Source organism: Microbulbifer sp. A4B17, from assembly GCF_003076275.1.
Lineage (GTDB): Bacteria > Pseudomonadota > Gammaproteobacteria > Pseudomonadales > Cellvibrionaceae > Microbulbifer.
Map to the genome: position 1 here is coordinate 3,041,027 of NZ_CP029064.1, position 16,405 is coordinate 3,057,431.

At 47.0% G+C, this 16,405-nt stretch carries 17 protein-coding genes, 1 pseudogene and 1 riboswitch; of the genes and pseudogenes, 14 read left to right on the top strand and 4 right to left on the bottom strand.

The window, feature by feature from the left end; genetic code table 11:
* Positions 1-87: 87 nt before the first annotated feature.
* Positions 88-234, bottom strand: a pseudogene (locus BTJ40_RS22505) (transposase); the annotation flags it as partial.
* 96 nt (positions 235-330) lie between these two features.
* Between BTJ40_RS22505 and BTJ40_RS22600 the strand changes: the two are divergent.
* The 4 genes from BTJ40_RS22600 to BTJ40_RS13545 all read left to right on the top strand — a co-directional run bounded on the left by BTJ40_RS22600 (position 331) and on the right by BTJ40_RS13545 (position 5,351).
* Positions 331-543: a hypothetical protein gene (locus BTJ40_RS22600; RefSeq protein WP_202862809.1), complete on the top strand. Its 213-nt coding sequence runs from the start codon at positions 331-333 to the stop codon at positions 541-543.
* Between the two features lie 174 nt (positions 544-717).
* Entirely contained in the window at positions 718-1,353 is a 636-nt protein-coding gene (locus BTJ40_RS22605) for an IS630 family transposase (RefSeq protein WP_202862910.1), read from the top strand.
* Positions 1,354-1,623: 270 nt separating this feature from the next.
* Entirely contained in the window at positions 1,624-3,402 is a 1,779-nt protein-coding gene (locus BTJ40_RS13540) for a hypothetical protein (RefSeq protein ID WP_108733593.1), read from the top strand.
* Positions 3,403-4,325: 923 nt separating this feature from the next.
* Positions 4,326-5,351 carry a Gfo/Idh/MocA family protein gene (locus BTJ40_RS13545; RefSeq protein ID WP_108733594.1) on the top strand — a complete coding sequence of 342 codons (1,026 nt, stop codon included), beginning with the start codon at positions 4,326-4,328 and terminating at the stop codon, positions 5,349-5,351.
* A gap of 27 nt (positions 5,352-5,378) precedes the next feature.
* On the opposite strand, the gene BTJ40_RS13550 is transcribed toward BTJ40_RS13545, so the two are convergent.
* Positions 5,379-5,783 (bottom strand): secondary thiamine-phosphate synthase enzyme YjbQ, encoded by a 405-nt coding sequence (locus BTJ40_RS13550; RefSeq protein WP_108733595.1) that lies wholly within the window; start codon positions 5,781-5,783, stop codon positions 5,379-5,381.
* Positions 5,784-5,836: 53 nt separating this feature from the next.
* Between BTJ40_RS13550 and trmA the strand changes: the two genes are divergently transcribed.
* Positions 5,837-6,925: a tRNA (uridine(54)-C5)-methyltransferase TrmA gene (gene trmA / locus BTJ40_RS13555; RefSeq protein WP_108733596.1), complete on the top strand. Its 1,089-nt coding sequence runs from the start codon at positions 5,837-5,839 to the stop codon at positions 6,923-6,925.
* Between the two features lie 407 nt (positions 6,926-7,332).
* Here trmA and BTJ40_RS13565 read toward each other — a convergent pair whose 3' ends face one another.
* Positions 7,333-7,887 (bottom strand): SDR family NAD(P)-dependent oxidoreductase, encoded by a 555-nt coding sequence (locus BTJ40_RS13565; protein WP_108733598.1) that lies wholly within the window; start codon positions 7,885-7,887, stop codon positions 7,333-7,335.
* 61 nt (positions 7,888-7,948) lie between these two features.
* Positions 7,949-8,064: riboswitch (TPP riboswitch) on the top strand.
* A 55-nt stretch (positions 8,065-8,119) separates the two neighbouring features.
* Between BTJ40_RS13565 and BTJ40_RS13570 the strand changes: the two genes are divergently transcribed.
* From BTJ40_RS13570 to BTJ40_RS13595, 6 genes are all read left to right on the top strand, one after another.
* A complete protein-coding gene (locus tag BTJ40_RS13570; protein ID WP_108733599.1) occupies positions 8,120-10,261 on the top strand; it encodes a TonB-dependent receptor in 2,142 nt (713 codons plus the stop codon).
* Between the two features lie 61 nt (positions 10,262-10,322).
* Entirely contained in the window at positions 10,323-10,586 is a 264-nt protein-coding gene (locus BTJ40_RS13575) for a hypothetical protein (RefSeq protein WP_108733600.1), read from the top strand.
* Positions 10,579-11,229, top strand: coding sequence for a nicotinamide riboside transporter PnuC (pnuC, locus tag BTJ40_RS13580; RefSeq protein WP_108733601.1), 651 nt, complete (start codon positions 10,579-10,581; stop codon positions 11,227-11,229). Before BTJ40_RS13575 ends, pnuC begins: the two co-directional genes overlap by 8 nt.
* 12 nt (positions 11,230-11,241) lie before the next feature.
* Positions 11,242-12,123: a phosphotransferase gene (locus BTJ40_RS13585; protein WP_108733602.1), complete on the top strand. Its 882-nt coding sequence runs from the start codon at positions 11,242-11,244 to the stop codon at positions 12,121-12,123.
* Between the two features lie 153 nt (positions 12,124-12,276).
* Positions 12,277-12,744: a nuclear transport factor 2 family protein gene (locus tag BTJ40_RS13590; RefSeq protein ID WP_108733603.1), complete on the top strand. Its 468-nt coding sequence runs from the start codon at positions 12,277-12,279 to the stop codon at positions 12,742-12,744.
* Between the two features lie 156 nt (positions 12,745-12,900).
* Entirely contained in the window at positions 12,901-13,344 is a 444-nt protein-coding gene (locus tag BTJ40_RS13595) for a YtoQ family protein (protein ID WP_108733604.1), read from the top strand.
* 67 nt (positions 13,345-13,411) lie between these two features.
* Here BTJ40_RS13595 and BTJ40_RS13600 read toward each other — a convergent pair whose 3' ends face one another.
* Positions 13,412-13,711: a hypothetical protein gene (locus tag BTJ40_RS13600; protein ID WP_108733605.1), complete on the bottom strand. Its 300-nt coding sequence runs from the start codon at positions 13,709-13,711 to the stop codon at positions 13,412-13,414.
* 106 nt (positions 13,712-13,817) lie between these two features.
* Here BTJ40_RS13600 and BTJ40_RS13605 point away from each other — a divergent pair, with 106 nt between their 5' ends.
* The 3 genes from BTJ40_RS13605 to BTJ40_RS22335 all read left to right on the top strand — a co-directional run bounded on the left by BTJ40_RS13605 (position 13,818) and on the right by BTJ40_RS22335 (position 16,366).
* Positions 13,818-14,729: a LysR family transcriptional regulator gene (locus tag BTJ40_RS13605; RefSeq protein WP_108733606.1), complete on the top strand. Its 912-nt coding sequence runs from the start codon at positions 13,818-13,820 to the stop codon at positions 14,727-14,729.
* Between the two features lie 215 nt (positions 14,730-14,944).
* The gene (locus tag BTJ40_RS13610) at positions 14,945-15,613 is read left to right on the top strand and encodes a class I SAM-dependent methyltransferase (protein WP_108733607.1); all 669 of its coding nucleotides are present in this window, start codon (positions 14,945-14,947) and stop codon (positions 15,611-15,613) included.
* A 126-nt stretch (positions 15,614-15,739) separates the two neighbouring features.
* Positions 15,740-16,366, top strand: coding sequence for a hypothetical protein (locus tag BTJ40_RS22335; RefSeq protein WP_157954067.1), 627 nt, complete (start codon positions 15,740-15,742; stop codon positions 16,364-16,366).
* Positions 16,367-16,405 lie beyond the last annotated feature (39 nt).

A 16,405-nucleotide genomic window follows, 5' to 3' on the forward strand; every position in this document is an offset into this window, starting at 1 on the left:
GACTTGGCATTCAGCGGTGCTATCCCGGCACTTTAAATACAGCCCTCACCTACGATCTGGTAAGATCGCTTACGAGAGATCGCAATGCTTGTCATGTCCGCAGTGAGGAAAAGAAAAGCCGTTTGGCCACCGCTACTGGCAGAGAGCCTCGAAACACTGCTCTTCGGTACCATATTCTTTGAGGAAATGGGTCAAACTAATACCTTTCTGGAGCTGTACCTTATTAAGAGTCATGATCTATTCAATTGTGAATCAACAATTTGACTGTGTTTTATATGCTCAAATGTGACTTATTAACCTGACGTCCCTATAGTTCTGTATAATGCCCAAATGGATATTATTGACGAAAGAAAATTGCCCGCTTCCGCACAGGAAGAGAAACGCCGAACTGCCGTAAAGTTTTGGAAGAAATCAGAGTTTATAGCAGAAATTTCACGGACACAGGATGTTTCCAGTCGAGCAGTACAAAATTGGATCAAATCTTATAAAACGGGGGCTTTAAAGCATTGGCCGATAAAAAGCGCGGCTATCCTGAAGGTATGAACGGTAGGCTAACTGTAGAGTAAGAAAGAAAGCTTCAAAAACAAATTGCAGATAAACAGCCAGATCAGCTCAAGCTTTGTTATGTTCTGTGGATACGTAAGGCTGTCATGGAGCTAATCGAACATAATGTGGCATAAAAATGCCAATTCACACTGTCGGTGATTATCTGAAGCGCTGGGGTTTACGCCTCAGAAACCCGCCAGGTGGAACTATGAGCAAAACCCAAAAGCGGCTAAAAAATGCATGGAAGAGGATTACCCGAGCATTAAACAACGAGCGAAACAGGAAGGCGCAGAGATTTACTGGGGTGATGAAACAGGCATTGGCAGCGATTGCCAGCATGAGCGTGGCTATGCGCCAAAAGGAAAAACGCCCATTGTGAAGCTGAATGCAAAGCGTACTTCACTCAATATGATATCCGTGATTACAAGTCAAGGAACAGTGCGCTTTCAAACTTACGAAGGTGCCGATAGGCAGGTTGACTTTCACAAGCGATTGATCAAAGCAGCAGGGTGTAAAGTTTATCTTATCCTGAACAATCTTAGGGTACATCATACACGAGTCGTTAAAGCTTGGCTGGCAAAGCACGAGGATGAGATAGAAATCTATTATTTACCATCATATTCACCTGAACTGAATCCAGATGAGTATTTGAATTGCAACCTTAAAGGGCGCGCTCACAGTGGTATGCCAGCTCGATCCAAGAAGAAGCTTAAAAGCAAAGTGCTTTCTCGCATGAAAATGTTACAAAAGAAGCCCGCGCGGGTTCCAGTCTACTTCCGACATGAAGCAATTAAATATGCAGCATAGCCGAACTATTTTTCCGCCGGGTTAATAGCTAGGGTGGCAATTAGGTAAGTTAATAAGTTAGCAGCAAAGTACCAGGAAGATCAATTGTTACAATACCTCACAGTGCCAAATACTATTATGGAAAAGGTATAAGACGATTTTAGAGTTCCTTCTCAATAGGGTCTAATTACAACTAAGGAAGTACTTCCAATTGATAATGGGAGAGATTGCTAGACCTCATACACTAAAATTAGTGATTTCAACCCATTAAGTTTAGAGAAGGAAATACAAATGAAACTCCAAGATTCTACTGGTTTATCTAATCTTTTAAAAGTAACGAACCAATCGGGTCATGATATAGTCGTAATAACCCCAGTCACCTCAGACCCAACCTCAGCTGGTGACGCTAAAGTTTATAATCAAGATTTAAAAATCCTAACGCTAAAGGAAGGTGGGACAGTTATAAAAAAAGGCGAATCAGGTACCGTCGATCTTGATCAATCCTACACAGACTCTAAAACAAACCAATCGTTACTGTATAATTACCTTATTAGCGATTTCAACTGGTATTACCCCATCGCTAATTTGACTATTATGCAAGATTTGACGAATTCGTCGTATCCTAATCAAACTATTACAAGCGATCAAGCTAAATCTATGTCACAGGCCGCTTCATTCATACAGACAATTCAAGCCTACCCTGATTCTCAACTAACAGAAGATTATCAAACCGCCCTTTCCGGTATCCAAATCTCTGCGCAAACTGCAGCTGACGGAACAAACGGATCAGCTCAAAATGTTTCGAACTCAATAACAGCGAGCGTTAATAATTTTTTTAAAAGTACTGACATCTACAAAGATGTTACTCTTGCTGCTGTAACTGCCATGCAAAGCTATTATGACAAATTTCCCTTCGCCTGGGCGCAATATAGTAAAACTGCGGTGACATACTATTTGTACGGCAATGACGAAAATAAAACAACCTTCCAAGGAACTTTGGTTTTAACTCCACCTAGCACTATTGATCTCACCAAAGCGAATGGCGGCTACACCATTAAGTTTAATCCAGCCAAAGAACCAAGTGACACCACCACCGTAGACGTAGATACATCAAAGGCAGTTTCAATTACCTATTCTGATGGATTATTTATAAGTGGCACCGGTTCCGATGTACACCAAATAGTCACCCAAGGGGTATTCATGCTTAAACGCACTCTAACCAATGTATCAAGTGACACGTCGATCATACCTGTCATGACCGGTACAGTGCATGACATACAAGTTATTGGCTTTGACAACCCCCAACTGAGCAACGCCAAATCTGGCTCATCAGACGCGGAGTTTTGGAAGACATTATTTCTATCTAATATCTCCCCTAAAGTATTAAAATCCATTGAAGAGGTCAGTGGCTCATTAACGATGCTAGGGTTTACGGCCTCCCTCGCTTATAGAGTCTATCTATGGTCACTTGGAAAAGGAGAACTTAATATCCCTCTCAGTGAGGCCGAGTTCAACGCGGAGTATAAAAAATTTCAACAAGAATCCTATGATTCAGCTTCTAGTAAGATTAATGAGTTATTTGAGGGGAAAGTAGAAGTGCCAAAATCATTCCAAGAAGCTTTAGAAACAGTTCAGGGAGAATTCACTAAACTAAGCAATAATATTGATGCAGCCGAGCTTGAAGGGGCGTTTGATGCCTCACGCGAGATATTAAAAACGCTCGGCAACAATGAAATTAATATGTCACAGCAGCAAAAAGAAAGCTTACAGAGTATTGCCGAAACTCTAAAAGAATCTAGTCTCCAGTTAAACGAAGCTGTTGACAAACAAACTGAGCTTAACCAAGGAATCAAAGATGCGAAAGCTGATCTGGCAGAAATCGGCACTAACACTGGCGAACTTACGAAGGACGTTAGTGGACACCTTTCAGAACAAGAAAGTATACAAATTTCAGATAACACACAATTAATTGAAGATATCATCAAAAATATTGATGAAATATCAGAGATCAATGAGGTGGAAAGTGAATCGTCTAAGCTCGAACTTGATGAACCTATCGAACCATTGTAAATAGCACCGGTATGAGTTCGAAACGTTCTTCATTGAGCTCATTACGCTTCTTCAGGAACCAACACATACCCATAATTAACTGTAGTAGTTCAGACTTGATCTGACAGTTACCGATTTTTCAGAAAGTGTACTATCAGATCAAGTCAGTTTACAAGTTTTTCCTTCCAGGTGGCCTTTCCATCTTCAAGTGTTGCCATTGGTGTGTGGCCACAACACTTCTTACCTCCTGCATTCAACTCTGAAGTGCATCAGTTAATCACCTGGAAAAGAACGGTCAGCTGAAGGTAATATCTGCCGCTTCTTCTCCGCCAAGAGATTAAGTGATGACAGAAGGCTACAGACAGCTGACCGAAGAGCAACGATGCCAGATTTGGGCACTAAAGAAAAGTGATTGGAGCCAGAGAACAAACTGTTAGATCAAGTCTGAACCACTACATATAAAGTACCCATTTCCAGCTAAACCAAAAAAGCAAGGTATGTGTTTTAACCACTCAAGCTTGCAGCCTAATGGTGCAATTACTGTGGTCTTGTTACCCTTCCGCAATTGAGTTATTACTTTACACCTGCCTACTGTGATAAGTACTCCAATATCAATGCTTAATTAGTGCTCCCAAGCACTTTCCACTAAAACTCTACCAGGCTTTATTTCTTCCGATACTTTCTGAATCGTAAGAAGAAAATTTACTCATCAGATTTTTTTTTACATTTCCTTTATTTATAGTGCACAGTATGTATCACCTCTGTCTTGGTTTAAAAATAAAGAGTGCGACATAGGCTTCCAGAATCAAAAAAATAGCTGATACAATTACATGCCTACTACCTATGCAAAAACACGAGCACTATTCACCCCCAAAGCCCCTACACTAGACTCGAGTAATAACACGAACAATCCCCTCTACACCAATTTTGCAAGGAGTCACCCAATGTCAAAGCTGCGCTTCGGAGTAGTCGGCAGTGGCGCGATTGCCGACTTTACCTGTAAGGCAATCAGTAGAGCTCATAGTGCCTGTCTCTCATCCGTTGCCAGCAGACGATTTTCGCAAGCCAAGGAGTTTGCCCATAAGCAACAAATTCCCAATATCTACAAGGACTGGGAATCCCTGCTAGAAGCGCAAGATTCGGATGCCATTTATGTGGCGAGCCCTACCACCAGCCGTGAGGAAATCTGTCTCGCGGCACTGGCCAACCATAAGCATCTTCTCTGCGAGAAACCTTTTCTCAATGCTGCTTCGATCGACAAAATTGCCGCCCGGGCACAGTCCGAGGGATTGGCATTTATGGATGCCACACATTTCACCCACCATCCCCGCACGGCCAAAATTATTCAGCAACAAAAACAGCATCTGGGCCCAGTTAACAGAATTCACAGCGCCTTTTTTGTCTCGATGATGGACCGCAACAATATTCGTTTCGATTCACACAAAGAACCCACTGGCGCAATCGGAGATATCGGCTGGTACAACATGCGTGCAATCTTCGAATATATGCGCCCCACAGGAGCAATAAAGACAATTTCAGGAGCGATAAAGCGGGACTCACAAACAGGGACCATTATTAGCGGTGCGGGCCTAATTGAATTTGCCAGCGGACAGACTTCAACTTTTGAGTTCGGATATGACTCAGGCGTTTGGCAAATGGACCTGGACATTCTGGGAGAAAGCGGCCTGATCCAGCTAGACGACTTTGTACTCGACTGGAGAGACAGCGCTGCCTTTTACAATCCTGAATATACACCAGAATTTGTGGTTCGCCGGGGCCAGGCATCGCCAGACAAGTTCGAGCACCAACAAGTACCAATAGAGCAATCGCAAGCGGTGCAGATGATCGAAGACTTCTGCCGCTTAACGAGCCCAGATAATCAAGTTGAGCGTATCCAGGCAATCGAGAGGGCCCGAGCAACCCAGTCATTGATCGATCAATACTGCCAGGCAGTTGGCGTAGCCGTCTAGCTATCGCCACCAACGCACGGTATTGAATCAGATATGCAGGATAACGTGCCGAGCCCCGTGGTGATGGCGGTGCTCCCAAAGGTAGATCCCCTGCCAGGTACCCAGCATCAGGCGCCCCTTTTGCACTGGAATGGACAAGCTGGTCGCGGTAAGGCTGCATTTGATATGAGCCGGCATATCATCTGGCCCTTCAAGGGTATGGGTATAAAGCGAGTCATTTTCCGGCACCAGTCGATTGAGCCAGTTCTCAAGGTCACGGCGCGCACTGGGGTCAGCATTTTCCTGAATCAGTAAACTTGCAGAGGTGTGCTGTATGAAAAGTGTACAAAGGCCCTCATCGGGAGCCTGTTCACTGACCCAATCAACTACACTGCCGGTAAACTCGTGAAGCCCCTGCCCATGAACCGGAATTTTTATCTCACCTATTGCCATACGGTTTCCTATATAATTCGCGCCCGCTTTTTGTACTGACACCGCATTGTAATATGGCACTGTACCGCGTTAATACTGACGACTACCCACAACAGCTTCAAAACAAGGCCGAGCGCCTGCAAGAGGCTTACAGCAAGTTCACTGACCTGGAGCCGGAACTCTTCCCCTCCCCGCCCATTCACTACCGTCTGCGCGCCGAATTCAAGGTGTGGCATGAGGGAGGTGTAGCCAATTACGCCATGTACCGCCAGGGTGAGTACAAGAAGCCCTTTATCATCGATGAGTTTACCGTCGGCTCTGAGCTGATGAACCAGTTGATGCCGAAGGTGCTGGCTGCTGTCAATAATAGCGAAGTCCTGCGCAAACGCCTGTTCTCCGCCGAGTTTCTTACCACGCTGAATGGTGATGCGCTGATTACGCTGATCTACCACAAGAAACTGGATGAGACCTGGGAGCAGGAAGCCAAAGCACTCCAGGCACAGCTGGGATTTCCGATTTTGGGGCGCTCGCGCAAGCAAAAAGTGGTTTTGGAGCGCGACTTCGTTACCGAAAAACTGGATATCGATGGGAAAACTTACCAGTACAAACAGGTAGAAGGCAGCTTTACCCAACCCAATGGAGAGATCTGTCGATCCATGATCCAGTGGGCGAGAAGTGCCTGCGGAGACAGTGATAGCGATCTGCTGGAGCTCTACTGTGGCAATGGCAATTTCACCATCCCGCTCAGCGAGAAATTCCGCAAGGTCCTGGCCACTGAAATCTCCAAGGTATCGGTAAATTCCGCCCAGGAGAATATCGCCAACAACCAGATCACCAATCTGGATATCGTGCGTCTATCCAGTGAAGAATTTACCCAGGCCATTGATAAGGTACGCCCCTTTCGCCGCCTTAAGGATATAGATCTGGATAGCTACGATTTCTCCACCGTCCTGGTTGATCCTCCCCGAGCCGGCTTGGATGAAGACACCTGTGCGATGGTCGCCCGCTTCCCGAGAATTCTGTATATCTCCTGCAATCCGGAAACCCAATTGGAAAACCTGGAGTCGCTGACCAAAACCCATCGCATTGAGCGCTTCGCGCTCTTCGATCAGTTCCCCTATACAGAGCACACTGAAACAGGTTTATTGCTGGTGAAGAAGTAATCGCTTCCGTTATTCCCCTACCCCACCCCGGCATGCTGATAATTCGGCACGCCGGGTGCTTCTAAATAAGCTGCTCCCCATTAAGCGAATCTGCGATCCAAATTCAAGGCACCACAGCCCCCACAGTGTTTTATAAACGACTCTTCTATGCCCAGGGGCTCCTGGCAGTAAAAGCAGTGCCCAGATCTTACCGTTATATGAACAGCCAATTTTTTGCTGTAGAGCATAGGCAATTTAAGTTCACCACTCAGCGCTTTTATCAAACTTACGGTAATACGCCTTTCAGAAAAATTCCGCGTAATTTTTTGAATGTTCGGCAGGGCCTTATCAGCAAACTCCCAAACTTCACCACAGTGGTCACAGGAAATTATCATTTTTCAATTTACTCCGCCTTTCCAAAGATACAATTATTTTAGCCCCAAAGGCTGAAGTATTTTTTTCATCTGTTTAAAGGAAAGGCGACACAGCAAAGAAGGAAATAATCTTTCCAGCCACCACAGCAACTTAAGTTTTGCTGGCGACGGAACTAAAGCCGCCATCGAGGCAGTATTGATAATATGGCCAAAGCCCTGGCGCTTCATGACCTGAAAACCACATTGGAGCCCATGAAAAACGCCAAACAAATTGATATCAATCGCCGCTTTCCAATCTTCAAGATTATGATCGGAAAAATATCCACCCACCCCTATACCAGCATTGTTAAAAAGGAAATCTAACGGAGATATTTCACTAATGACCTGAAAAAATTGATCAAAGTTACGAACATCCAAGTGAACAAACGATGCTCTCCCACCGGACTCCTGTATTTGGCTGACAACCTGCGTAGCGAGGTCCTGCTGGATATCCGAGATAATGACTTGAGCCCCAAGTGCTGCCAGTCGACAGGCCAAGGCCGCACCGATTCCAGAAGCACCACCGGTAATCAGTGCCGTCTTGCCACTGAAGTAAGATACCTGATCCATAAGCGCTTTCCCTTCCTTGCTTTTACCACTTTATACCCCAGTTTCTGCTATCATCGCGCCCGCAAAACCTAAGGGGTGGCCTTGCCTGAGATGTCCGGGGATCAAATTGGTCTGTCGCGACAAACCCTTGAACCTGATCCGGTTAATACCGGCGTAGGAATAGGTAGACAAAGCAAAACCTCCCCACGTCGCACTCCGGGTCTCTTTCACTGCCGTTATTCGAGAGAGAACCATGAAAAAACAGTTTCCCACCCACCCTATTGCCTGGTCTGTCAGCCTTGCCAGCAGCCTGTTCGCCGGTATCGCCACCGCTGATACCGCAGAAACCGGGCTTGAGGAAGTGGTGGTTACGGCACAACTACGGGAAACCAACCTTTTGGAGCTTCCTTCCAGTGTTACCGTACTGGATGAAAGCGCGATCGATGCGCGGGGCGCGGCCAATCTGGACCAGCTTTTAAACATGGCGCCCAATGTGAATTTTTCCTCTGGCGCCTCCAGGGGACGATTTGTACAGATTCGCGGCATTGGTGAGCGCAGCCAGTTTATCGACCCAGTAAACCCTTCAGTTGGCCTGATCATCGACGGTATCGACTTTACTGGCCTGGGGCTCGCAGCCAGCACCCTGGATATCGACCAAGTGGAAATCCTGCGGGGCCCACAGGGCACGGTGTACGGCGCTAATGCCCTGGCCGGCCTGATCAACATGACCAGTGCAGCGCCCACCAGTGAGTCGACCACCAAGGTGTCCGCCGAGCTAAGTGAGTACAATGGACAGAGTCTGTCCGCGGCTACCAGTGGTTCTTTGAGCGATGCTCTTGGCTATCGATTGGCTGCCAGCAAACGCAAATCCGACGGCTATACCGAGAATGTGTATCTCAACCGCGATGACACCAGCAATATTGATGAGTCTGTGCTGCGCGGTAAGCTGGCCTACTCCCCGTCCGACGATTTAAAGCTGGGCGTTACCCTCTTCTATATCGACGTTGATAATGGCTACGATGCTTTCTCTCTCTATAACACTCGCGAAACCCAATCTGACCAGCCCGGCTGGGATCGCCAGGAAACCTTTGCCGGCGCATTGACTGCTCAATGGTCTGGTAACGAGAACTTTACCCTAGAAGGCACCCTCAGCCTCGCCGATTCAGATACAGAATATGGCTACGATGAGGATTGGAGCTATGTCGGCTTTCATCCCTGGGAATACAGCTCCACAGATAATTACCAGCGCGATAAAGACAATATCAGCATTGACCTTCGCGCACTCTCTACCGAAGAGTCCAAGTTATTCTGGGATCGCAGTCACTGGGTTGTGGGCCTTTATGGCCGCACGGAGCGCGAGGACCTGAATCGCAACCAGAGCTTCCGCAGCACTTTTGATACTGAAAACTCTGCCATCTACGGCCAGCTCTCTACGGAAATCACCCCTGCGATCAACTTGATCACCGGTCTGAGACTGGAAAGACGCGAGGCCGATTACTCTGATTCCTATAGCATCGATGCAGATAATGGAGAAAATCTGTGGGGCGGCAATATCTCCCTGCAATACCATTACACCAACAACACCCTGCTCTACGCTACGGTTTCCCGGGGCTACAAAGCCGGAGGGGTAAACGGCAGAATCATCTCAGAATCAACAATCAACACTGAGATCAACAGTGACATGTTCGAGTTCGATACCGAACATATGCTCAACTATGAATTAGGTGTTAAAGGCAGCTGGCTGGAGAATCGTTTGCAAGCTCAGGTTGCGGCTTTCTACCAGGATCGAGATGACGTTCAGGCCAAGGTTTCTATTTTTGACTCTGAAGAAAAATCATTTAGTGACTACCTTGCCAATGCTGCTGGCGGAAATACAGTGGGTCTCGAAGTAGAATTGAACTACCAAGCTACCGATACCCTACGCTTTTTCGCCTCAGCCGGCTGGTTGAATGCCGAATTCGAAGGCTACGAGAGCAGCTCCCATGTCGATGCCCGCGATGACAGCGCCGAGGTCAGTTTGGCCGCTGTCGATCTGGATGGCCGCGATATCGCTCACGCCCCCAACTACCAGTTCTTTACCGGTACAGAAATCGATCTGCTTCCAAACCTGATCTTGCGATTGGAGCTTGAGGGCAAAGACGAATTCTACTTCTCAAATAGCCACGACGAAAAATCCACAGCCTACGAGCTGGTTAATGCTCGCCTGACCTACCAGGGAGATAACTGGGATGTTTCCCTGTGGGGAAGAAACCTGACTGACGAAGGTTACTATGTGCGTGGGTTCTACTTCAGCAACCAGGGTGGCAATAATCCTGCTAATGGCTACGCACCCGAGCCCTACTATCAGTATGGTGAGCCCCGGATTGCCGGGGTAACAGGCACCTACACCTTCTAATCACTCAGTGACTTTGGGGCAGCGCTTCGCTGCTCCAAAACACTCTATCAAGAGGGGAATTATGCAGCTCTCTGTCGAAATCAGTATGTATCCGTTAAAGGACGAGTACATCTCGGCTATTCAAGCGTTTATCGCACAGTTAAACAGCCACCCAGAACTCAAGGTAATCACCAATACAATGAGTACTCAGGTGTTTGGCGATTACGATCTATTGATGGATGTGCTCAAGTTGGAAATGCGCAAATCCTACGAACAGTTTGGCCGCGCCATTTTTGTATGTAAGTTTATTGACGGCGACCTGGCCCCGGGAGAAGCGCATGTTTGACCAGGATATCAGCACCGCAATCAGCGCTTCGATTGCGGCCATGTCCCTCTGGGAAGTAGCCGCTGTAATACTGGCTATGGCCTATTTGCTTCTAGCCATGAGGGAGAAAATCAGCTGCTGGTATGCCGCCTTTGTCAGTACGGCGATCTACCTGTTTCTGTTTTGGGATGTCAGCCTGTTAATGGAGTCTGCGCTACAGGTTTTCTATCTGCTGATGGCAGTTTATGGCTGGTGGCAATGGCGAAATCACCGCAACCAGCAGGACGATTTAAAAATCCATCGCTGGAGCGGAAAAACCCACTCAATAGTTATTGGCGCTACCCTGACACTGACTTTACTAATCGGCTACCTGCTGGATCGCAACACCAGTGCCGCCCTCCCCTACCTGGATTCATTCACGACTCTGGGGGCAATCGTCACCACCTATATGGTCACCCGGAAGGTACTGGAGAACTGGCTTTACTGGATTGTCGTAGACGGAGCTTCAATCTACCTCTACCTGGACAGAGAACTCTACCTTACTGCCGTATTGTTTATGCTGTACCTGGTGCTGGTTGTGATTGGCTATTTCCAGTGGTTAGCCATTTTCCGAAAAGAGAAACAACAACCCGATAGCGCTCCTCAAACAATGGCAGCGGCATAGTGACCAACTGATATGAGCCAGGACTTGAGCAACATCATCCCCAACGATTGGCATCATTGGAGCAAGGCCCGGCCCACGGTGGTCAGGGCCCTGGCTGGGGGGCTGACCAATAACGCCTTTCTGGTTGAGTCCGCCGATCAGCTGATGGTGCTGCGGATAAACTCCAGCATCAGCGATCAGCTCAATCTCGACAGGGCTGCTGAACAGCAGGCGCTGCAAGCTGCCACATATTCCGACAGCTGTGCCCCTTTGGTTTACTGTGACCCGCATTACCGATATTTGGTGACCCGCTATATTGAAGGCACTCCCTGGGATAAAAATGTCGCCCACAGTTTGGAAAAACTTGCCGATCTGCTGCGCCGTATACACGGTTCCCCTGCAATTGATGCCCAATTAAACATCGGCGAGAAAATCTCAAGTTACAGGCAGTTTATCGACAAGCGAGCCAGTTATTTCCACTTGCTCGACACGCTGCAAGAGAAACTTCCGCAATTAATTGATGCTGCTTATCGGATGGGCGACAAAATTTGCCTGTGTCACAACGATCTAACCGGCGGCAACCTGATCTGGGCTCCCTCTGACAAGCTATACGCTATCGACTGGGAGTACGCGGCAATGGGGGATAAATTCTATGACCTCGCTGTTTTGGTAGAGGAACACAACTTGAATCAGCGAGAGCAAAATAGTTTACTGGAGTGCTATCTTAATCGCACTGTGTCACCTGAAGACAATCAGCGCTTGGAGTTATGGCAGCTGATCTACGGTTACCTTTGTATTCTCTGGCGCGGGGTACAATGGAGTAACCAAACCCAAAGGTCCCCGGAGCAAGGGAGATATATCGGGAAAAAAGCCCAACAGTTATTGAAAGGCCTATCGGCTCACAGCCTCAGCTGAGTAATCCCTGCTAGAATAGGCCCAATCCCCAAGAAGCGACTTTCAGTCACTGCGGCGCAATCCAAGTTGCTGTCGAAGTAATTCAACTAGGGCTCGACTCGGCTAAAATACCCCACTTTTTCACACCCCAAAAATAACCACAGAGGTACTCCTGTGATCAGATCATTTTTTGCAATACTATTTACCTTGATCGCAATCAACGCACAAGCGGCAGAGAAACCCGAGGGTTTTAAAACGATAGACGGGCTGTTTGCTGCGCTTTCAAACCTGGACCACCAGGCTATGCGAGACGGCGTCAGCGACGATTTTATACTCCTTGAGCACGGTGAAGTCTGGGATATTGAAGACCTTATCGCCGTAATGAAGCCCAAGCCCTCAAAGCTGGAAAGAATCAACTACTTCAGCATTATCAATTTTGAAGAGCGTGAGAACCTGCTGACCATCAACTACTGGACCAAGTCCATTTTTAAATCCGAGGATGGCAATAAAGAAGCGGTGTGGTTGGAAAGCGCCATTGTTAAGAAAATCGATGGCAAGTGGCTAGTAGCCCAATTGCACTCAACCCGTTTGCCCGCAGAGAAATTCCCCAAAGACGTCCAGTTTGAGCAGCAAGTCCTATAATAAAGTGCCTTACAGGCCCTGCCCGCACAGGGCCTGTGTCCATTTGATAGCTCTCAAGCCCCTCCCAACTGGAACAACTACCGGATTTCAAAGCTTCCAAGTGCTAGTATGTGACTCTAAATTGCATATTAGTCTCCAGTTCTAAAGGGCCACTCAATGAAGCTTAAAGTTTACCTCTCCGGCGAAATCCACTCCGATTGGCGTGCGCAAATTATCGAAGGTTGCCAAAAAGAAGGGCTGGATATCTCCTTCTCTTCCGCAGTCACCAACCACGACGCCAGCGATGCCGCCGGTGATAGCCTGGGTGAGGAGCAGAACGCTTTCTGGCGGGATCACAAATCTGCCAAAGTTAACGCAATTCGAATCAAGCACCTGATTGAAGACTGTGATTTGGCGGTGATTCGATTTGGCGAGAAATACAAACAATGGAACGCCGCATTTGATGCCGGCTTTTGCGCAGCCTTAGGCAAGTCCTATATCACACTTCACGATGAATCCTTGGTGCACGCACTCAAGGAAGTGGACGGTGCCGCCCAGGCCTGGGCACAGACCCCCGCACAGGTTGTCGATATCCTGAAGTACTTAACCACTCAGGCCTAAGGAGCCTCTGGATAGCAAGCCAGCAGGCATCTACTGACAAAACTGCACAATCAGTAGGTGCGGCTAGCTAAAAGCCGTAATTAAGGACACCGGCATAGTTCGGCCGAGAGGCTGCCTCTGCTAACGGGTTGTGCACTACCTCGCCGCTACGATTGATCGCATAGATTTCCGCACCGCAGTGCTTGCAGAATGCCTTCTCCAGTAAAGCCCCCTCTTTAAAGTGATATTTGCGCAGTGAATTTTCAGGATCGCTGATATGGATAGCGACTTCAGTATCAGCGTGCCCCCTTTGGCCCGCTGGTACAAACAGGGCATCTATAAGCTTGTTGAAATGAATCGCTCCACAATGACAAGTTAACGGATTCATAGCCTTATCTCCCTGGTCGATTAGTATGGGGAAGCAGTTTACTATTTACTTTAATTTAACAAAGGGGATATATTGAAAAGATCTTTTAGCTTTAAGGAAACAGTCTGTGCGCAGAGAGTACGACAAATATCACTTGATCAACGTTTTTTGCAGTGTTGTTGATCACGGTTCCTTAAGCAAAGCTGCCAAGCACCTGGGCCTGTCTACGCCCACCGTGAGCAAGACTCTTGCCCAACTTGAACAGGCCCTTGGCCAGGTGTTACTCAATCGCACCACCCGGGCAATCGCTGTCACAGACGCCGGAAGAATTGCTTACCAGAAAGGGCAAAAAATAATCAGCTCATTCACCGAGCTGGAAGACCAGGTTGCAGAGGCGGCAACGCTCACCCGAGGAAAATTAAAAATCACTTTTCCGGAAACCCTCGGCTTAAAAGTATTCAGTCATATCTGCAATGATTTTCAGAAAGCATTCCCCGATTTCAGCTTGGAGCTTATCTTCAGCCCCTATCACCTGGATTTAATCGAGGACGATATCGACATTGCTTTTCGCGTCTGGGAAACCCTGCCCGATTGCCAGTTTTACGCCCAGCCCCTATTTAGTATCCGCCCTATTTTTATTGCCGCGCCGACCTATCTGGAAGAACACGGCTGCCCCAAATCCATTGCCGAGCTCAGCCAACACAACATCATGCTAACCCGCCTTGACGGCCTGGAAGATGGCTGGTCAATTGATGGGAAGTTCTATCAATTCAATGGAAATTTAATCTCCAATAAAACCTTCCATACCCGAGCAGCCACATTAAACGGGAATGGCATTGCCAAGCTTCCCTCCTATTTTTGCCAACGGGATATCAAAAAGGGGCGACTGGTAGAGGTACTCCCTGACTTGGAGCGAAAAGATAAAACTGTAGGTGCTATCTATAAAGTAAAGCGAAAAGATTCAAAGAAAATTGACGTGTTTTTGAACTTTGCACAAGAGCGCTTGCAGGAGTATGACTTTAGCCTGTTTGATGAGTGAGAATGTGCCACTAAAGAACTCTGCAGTGATTAGAGGAGATCCTCTGTGAAACACTCAGCTGTTTAGCACCACATTAGGTGGTACCATAGAACAATAATAAGCGACTTACTACTGGGGCCTACGAGAGTGACAACACTACTCTCGAAACACACTGTAGATACATCCCCTCTCCTTTATTGGTAAAGCCGCACAACAGTCATACATTGGAGATTGAAGTGACAATCACTAAAGAGGTCGAACAAGGCCAAGCTGTCTATTCCAAACCCGTACTTTGGCTTTATGATATGTGGGTTCTGGGCATATCAAACCGCTTTATTTGGAAGTGCCCAACTCCTGGAATACTAGAGCACTTCAATCGAAATATATCTTCCAACCACTTGGATGTAGGTGTCGGAACGGGCTACTTTATGGATAAGTGCCATTTCCCCTCCAACAAAGTCCGCCTTGCCCTGATGGACCTGAACCAAAACAGCCTGGATATCTCAGCGCAAAGAGTGGCCCGGTATAATCCAACACAGTTCCGTTGCAATGTCCTGGATAAAATTACTTTAGAGACTGAAGTTTTTGATTCAATTTCCTTAAATTACCTATTTCACTGCCTTCCCGGCAAGCTGTCAGAAAAACTGGTTGCGCTGGATAATGTCGCAACCCTGCTATCGGATTCAGGCACCGTATTTGGTTCCACCATCCTGTCCGAAGGAGTACCGAAAAGTGGAGCTGCCAAGAAATTAATGGCTATCTACAATAAGAAAGGGATATTTTCTAATACTCAGGATTGTGAAGAGGACCTCAATACATTCCTTGCTAGTCGATTTAAGGAGTACAAAATAGAAATTCGCGGGTGTGTAGCACTATTCAGTGCGCGGCACAAAATCACTGGCTAGAGTACCTACAAGGCACTTATAAGGATGAAGTTCTCGTTTAAGCTGGAGCTGAGAAATCCGCTGATATTCGTTACCTTGTCAGCTTTAGCCGCAACTCCCAATTATTGCCTGGGCCTGCATTTCAGTGTGTTTGAAGACAAATTTGAGTGCCCTGATATTCACAACTCCTTAGACTGTGCACGGTCAATCGAAAGTGAATTGAGTGATCAGGTCAACCATATCCAGCGGACGCAACCAGGGCACCTGACTATACTTCTAGATAGCGGAAAATCACTGACGTACACAGACAACCTTCCCGCTAATAGTCTCGCAGAACATATAGCCTACTCTGCAATTGAGCAAATAACTGATAACCTGCTACTGATTCATCAACAGCTCTGGGAAGCACATTCCTATATTTTGCTCGACCTGAGAAACGGCCATGAATATTCTCTTGCCGGCTACCCTTTGCTGTCTCCACAAGGCGGCTACCTTTTTGTTGCCGAACAAGACCTGGACGCCGGTTTTAATGAAAATGCCTTACAAGTTTACAGGTTATCTGAAAATTCTTTGGACTTACTATACGAGCTAAAACCTGAAAACTGCGGACCAGAGCAAGCTTACTGGGCAACAGAAAATACAGTCTCTTTCACACAAAAGCAGCTTAACCCCAACTATTTTTCAAGTGAAAATCAGCCATTTTATATTGAAACTAAAGCTGTACTTTCTATTGCCCCTGATAGCCAGCGTGTAAACATTCGATATTTTGATTAAAATGCCCCTCTTTAATTGACCCGAAGTATCTTGGAGCTA

What these genes read in the sequence shown, in the direction of transcription:
- trmA (WP_108733596.1), top strand. Translation starts at nt 5,837, where the DNA reads ATGGCACTGTACCGCGTTAATACTGACGACTACCCACAACAGCTTCAA.
- BTJ40_RS13540 (WP_108733593.1), top strand. Translation starts at nt 1,624, where the DNA reads ATGAAACTCCAAGATTCTACTGGTTTATCTAATCTTTTAAAAGTAACG.
- BTJ40_RS13545 (WP_108733594.1), top strand. Translation starts at nt 4,326, where the DNA reads ATGTCAAAGCTGCGCTTCGGAGTAGTCGGCAGTGGCGCGATTGCCGAC.
- BTJ40_RS13600 (WP_108733605.1), bottom strand. Translation starts at nt 13,711, where the DNA reads ATGAATCCGTTAACTTGTCATTGTGGAGCGATTCATTTCAACAAGCTT.
- pnuC (WP_108733601.1), top strand. Translation starts at nt 10,579, where the DNA reads ATGTTTGACCAGGATATCAGCACCGCAATCAGCGCTTCGATTGCGGCC.
- BTJ40_RS13550 (WP_108733595.1), bottom strand. Translation starts at nt 5,783, where the DNA reads ATGGCAATAGGTGAGATAAAAATTCCGGTTCATGGGCAGGGGCTTCAC.
- BTJ40_RS13575 (WP_108733600.1), top strand. Translation starts at nt 10,323, where the DNA reads ATGCAGCTCTCTGTCGAAATCAGTATGTATCCGTTAAAGGACGAGTAC.
- BTJ40_RS13570 (WP_108733599.1), top strand. Translation starts at nt 8,120, where the DNA reads ATGAAAAAACAGTTTCCCACCCACCCTATTGCCTGGTCTGTCAGCCTT.
- BTJ40_RS22600 (WP_202862809.1), top strand. Translation starts at nt 331, where the DNA reads ATGGATATTATTGACGAAAGAAAATTGCCCGCTTCCGCACAGGAAGAG.
- BTJ40_RS13585 (WP_108733602.1), top strand. Translation starts at nt 11,242, where the DNA reads ATGAGCCAGGACTTGAGCAACATCATCCCCAACGATTGGCATCATTGG.
- BTJ40_RS13565 (WP_108733598.1), bottom strand. Translation starts at nt 7,887, where the DNA reads ATGGATCAGGTATCTTACTTCAGTGGCAAGACGGCACTGATTACCGGT.
- BTJ40_RS13595 (WP_108733604.1), top strand. Translation starts at nt 12,901, where the DNA reads ATGAAGCTTAAAGTTTACCTCTCCGGCGAAATCCACTCCGATTGGCGT.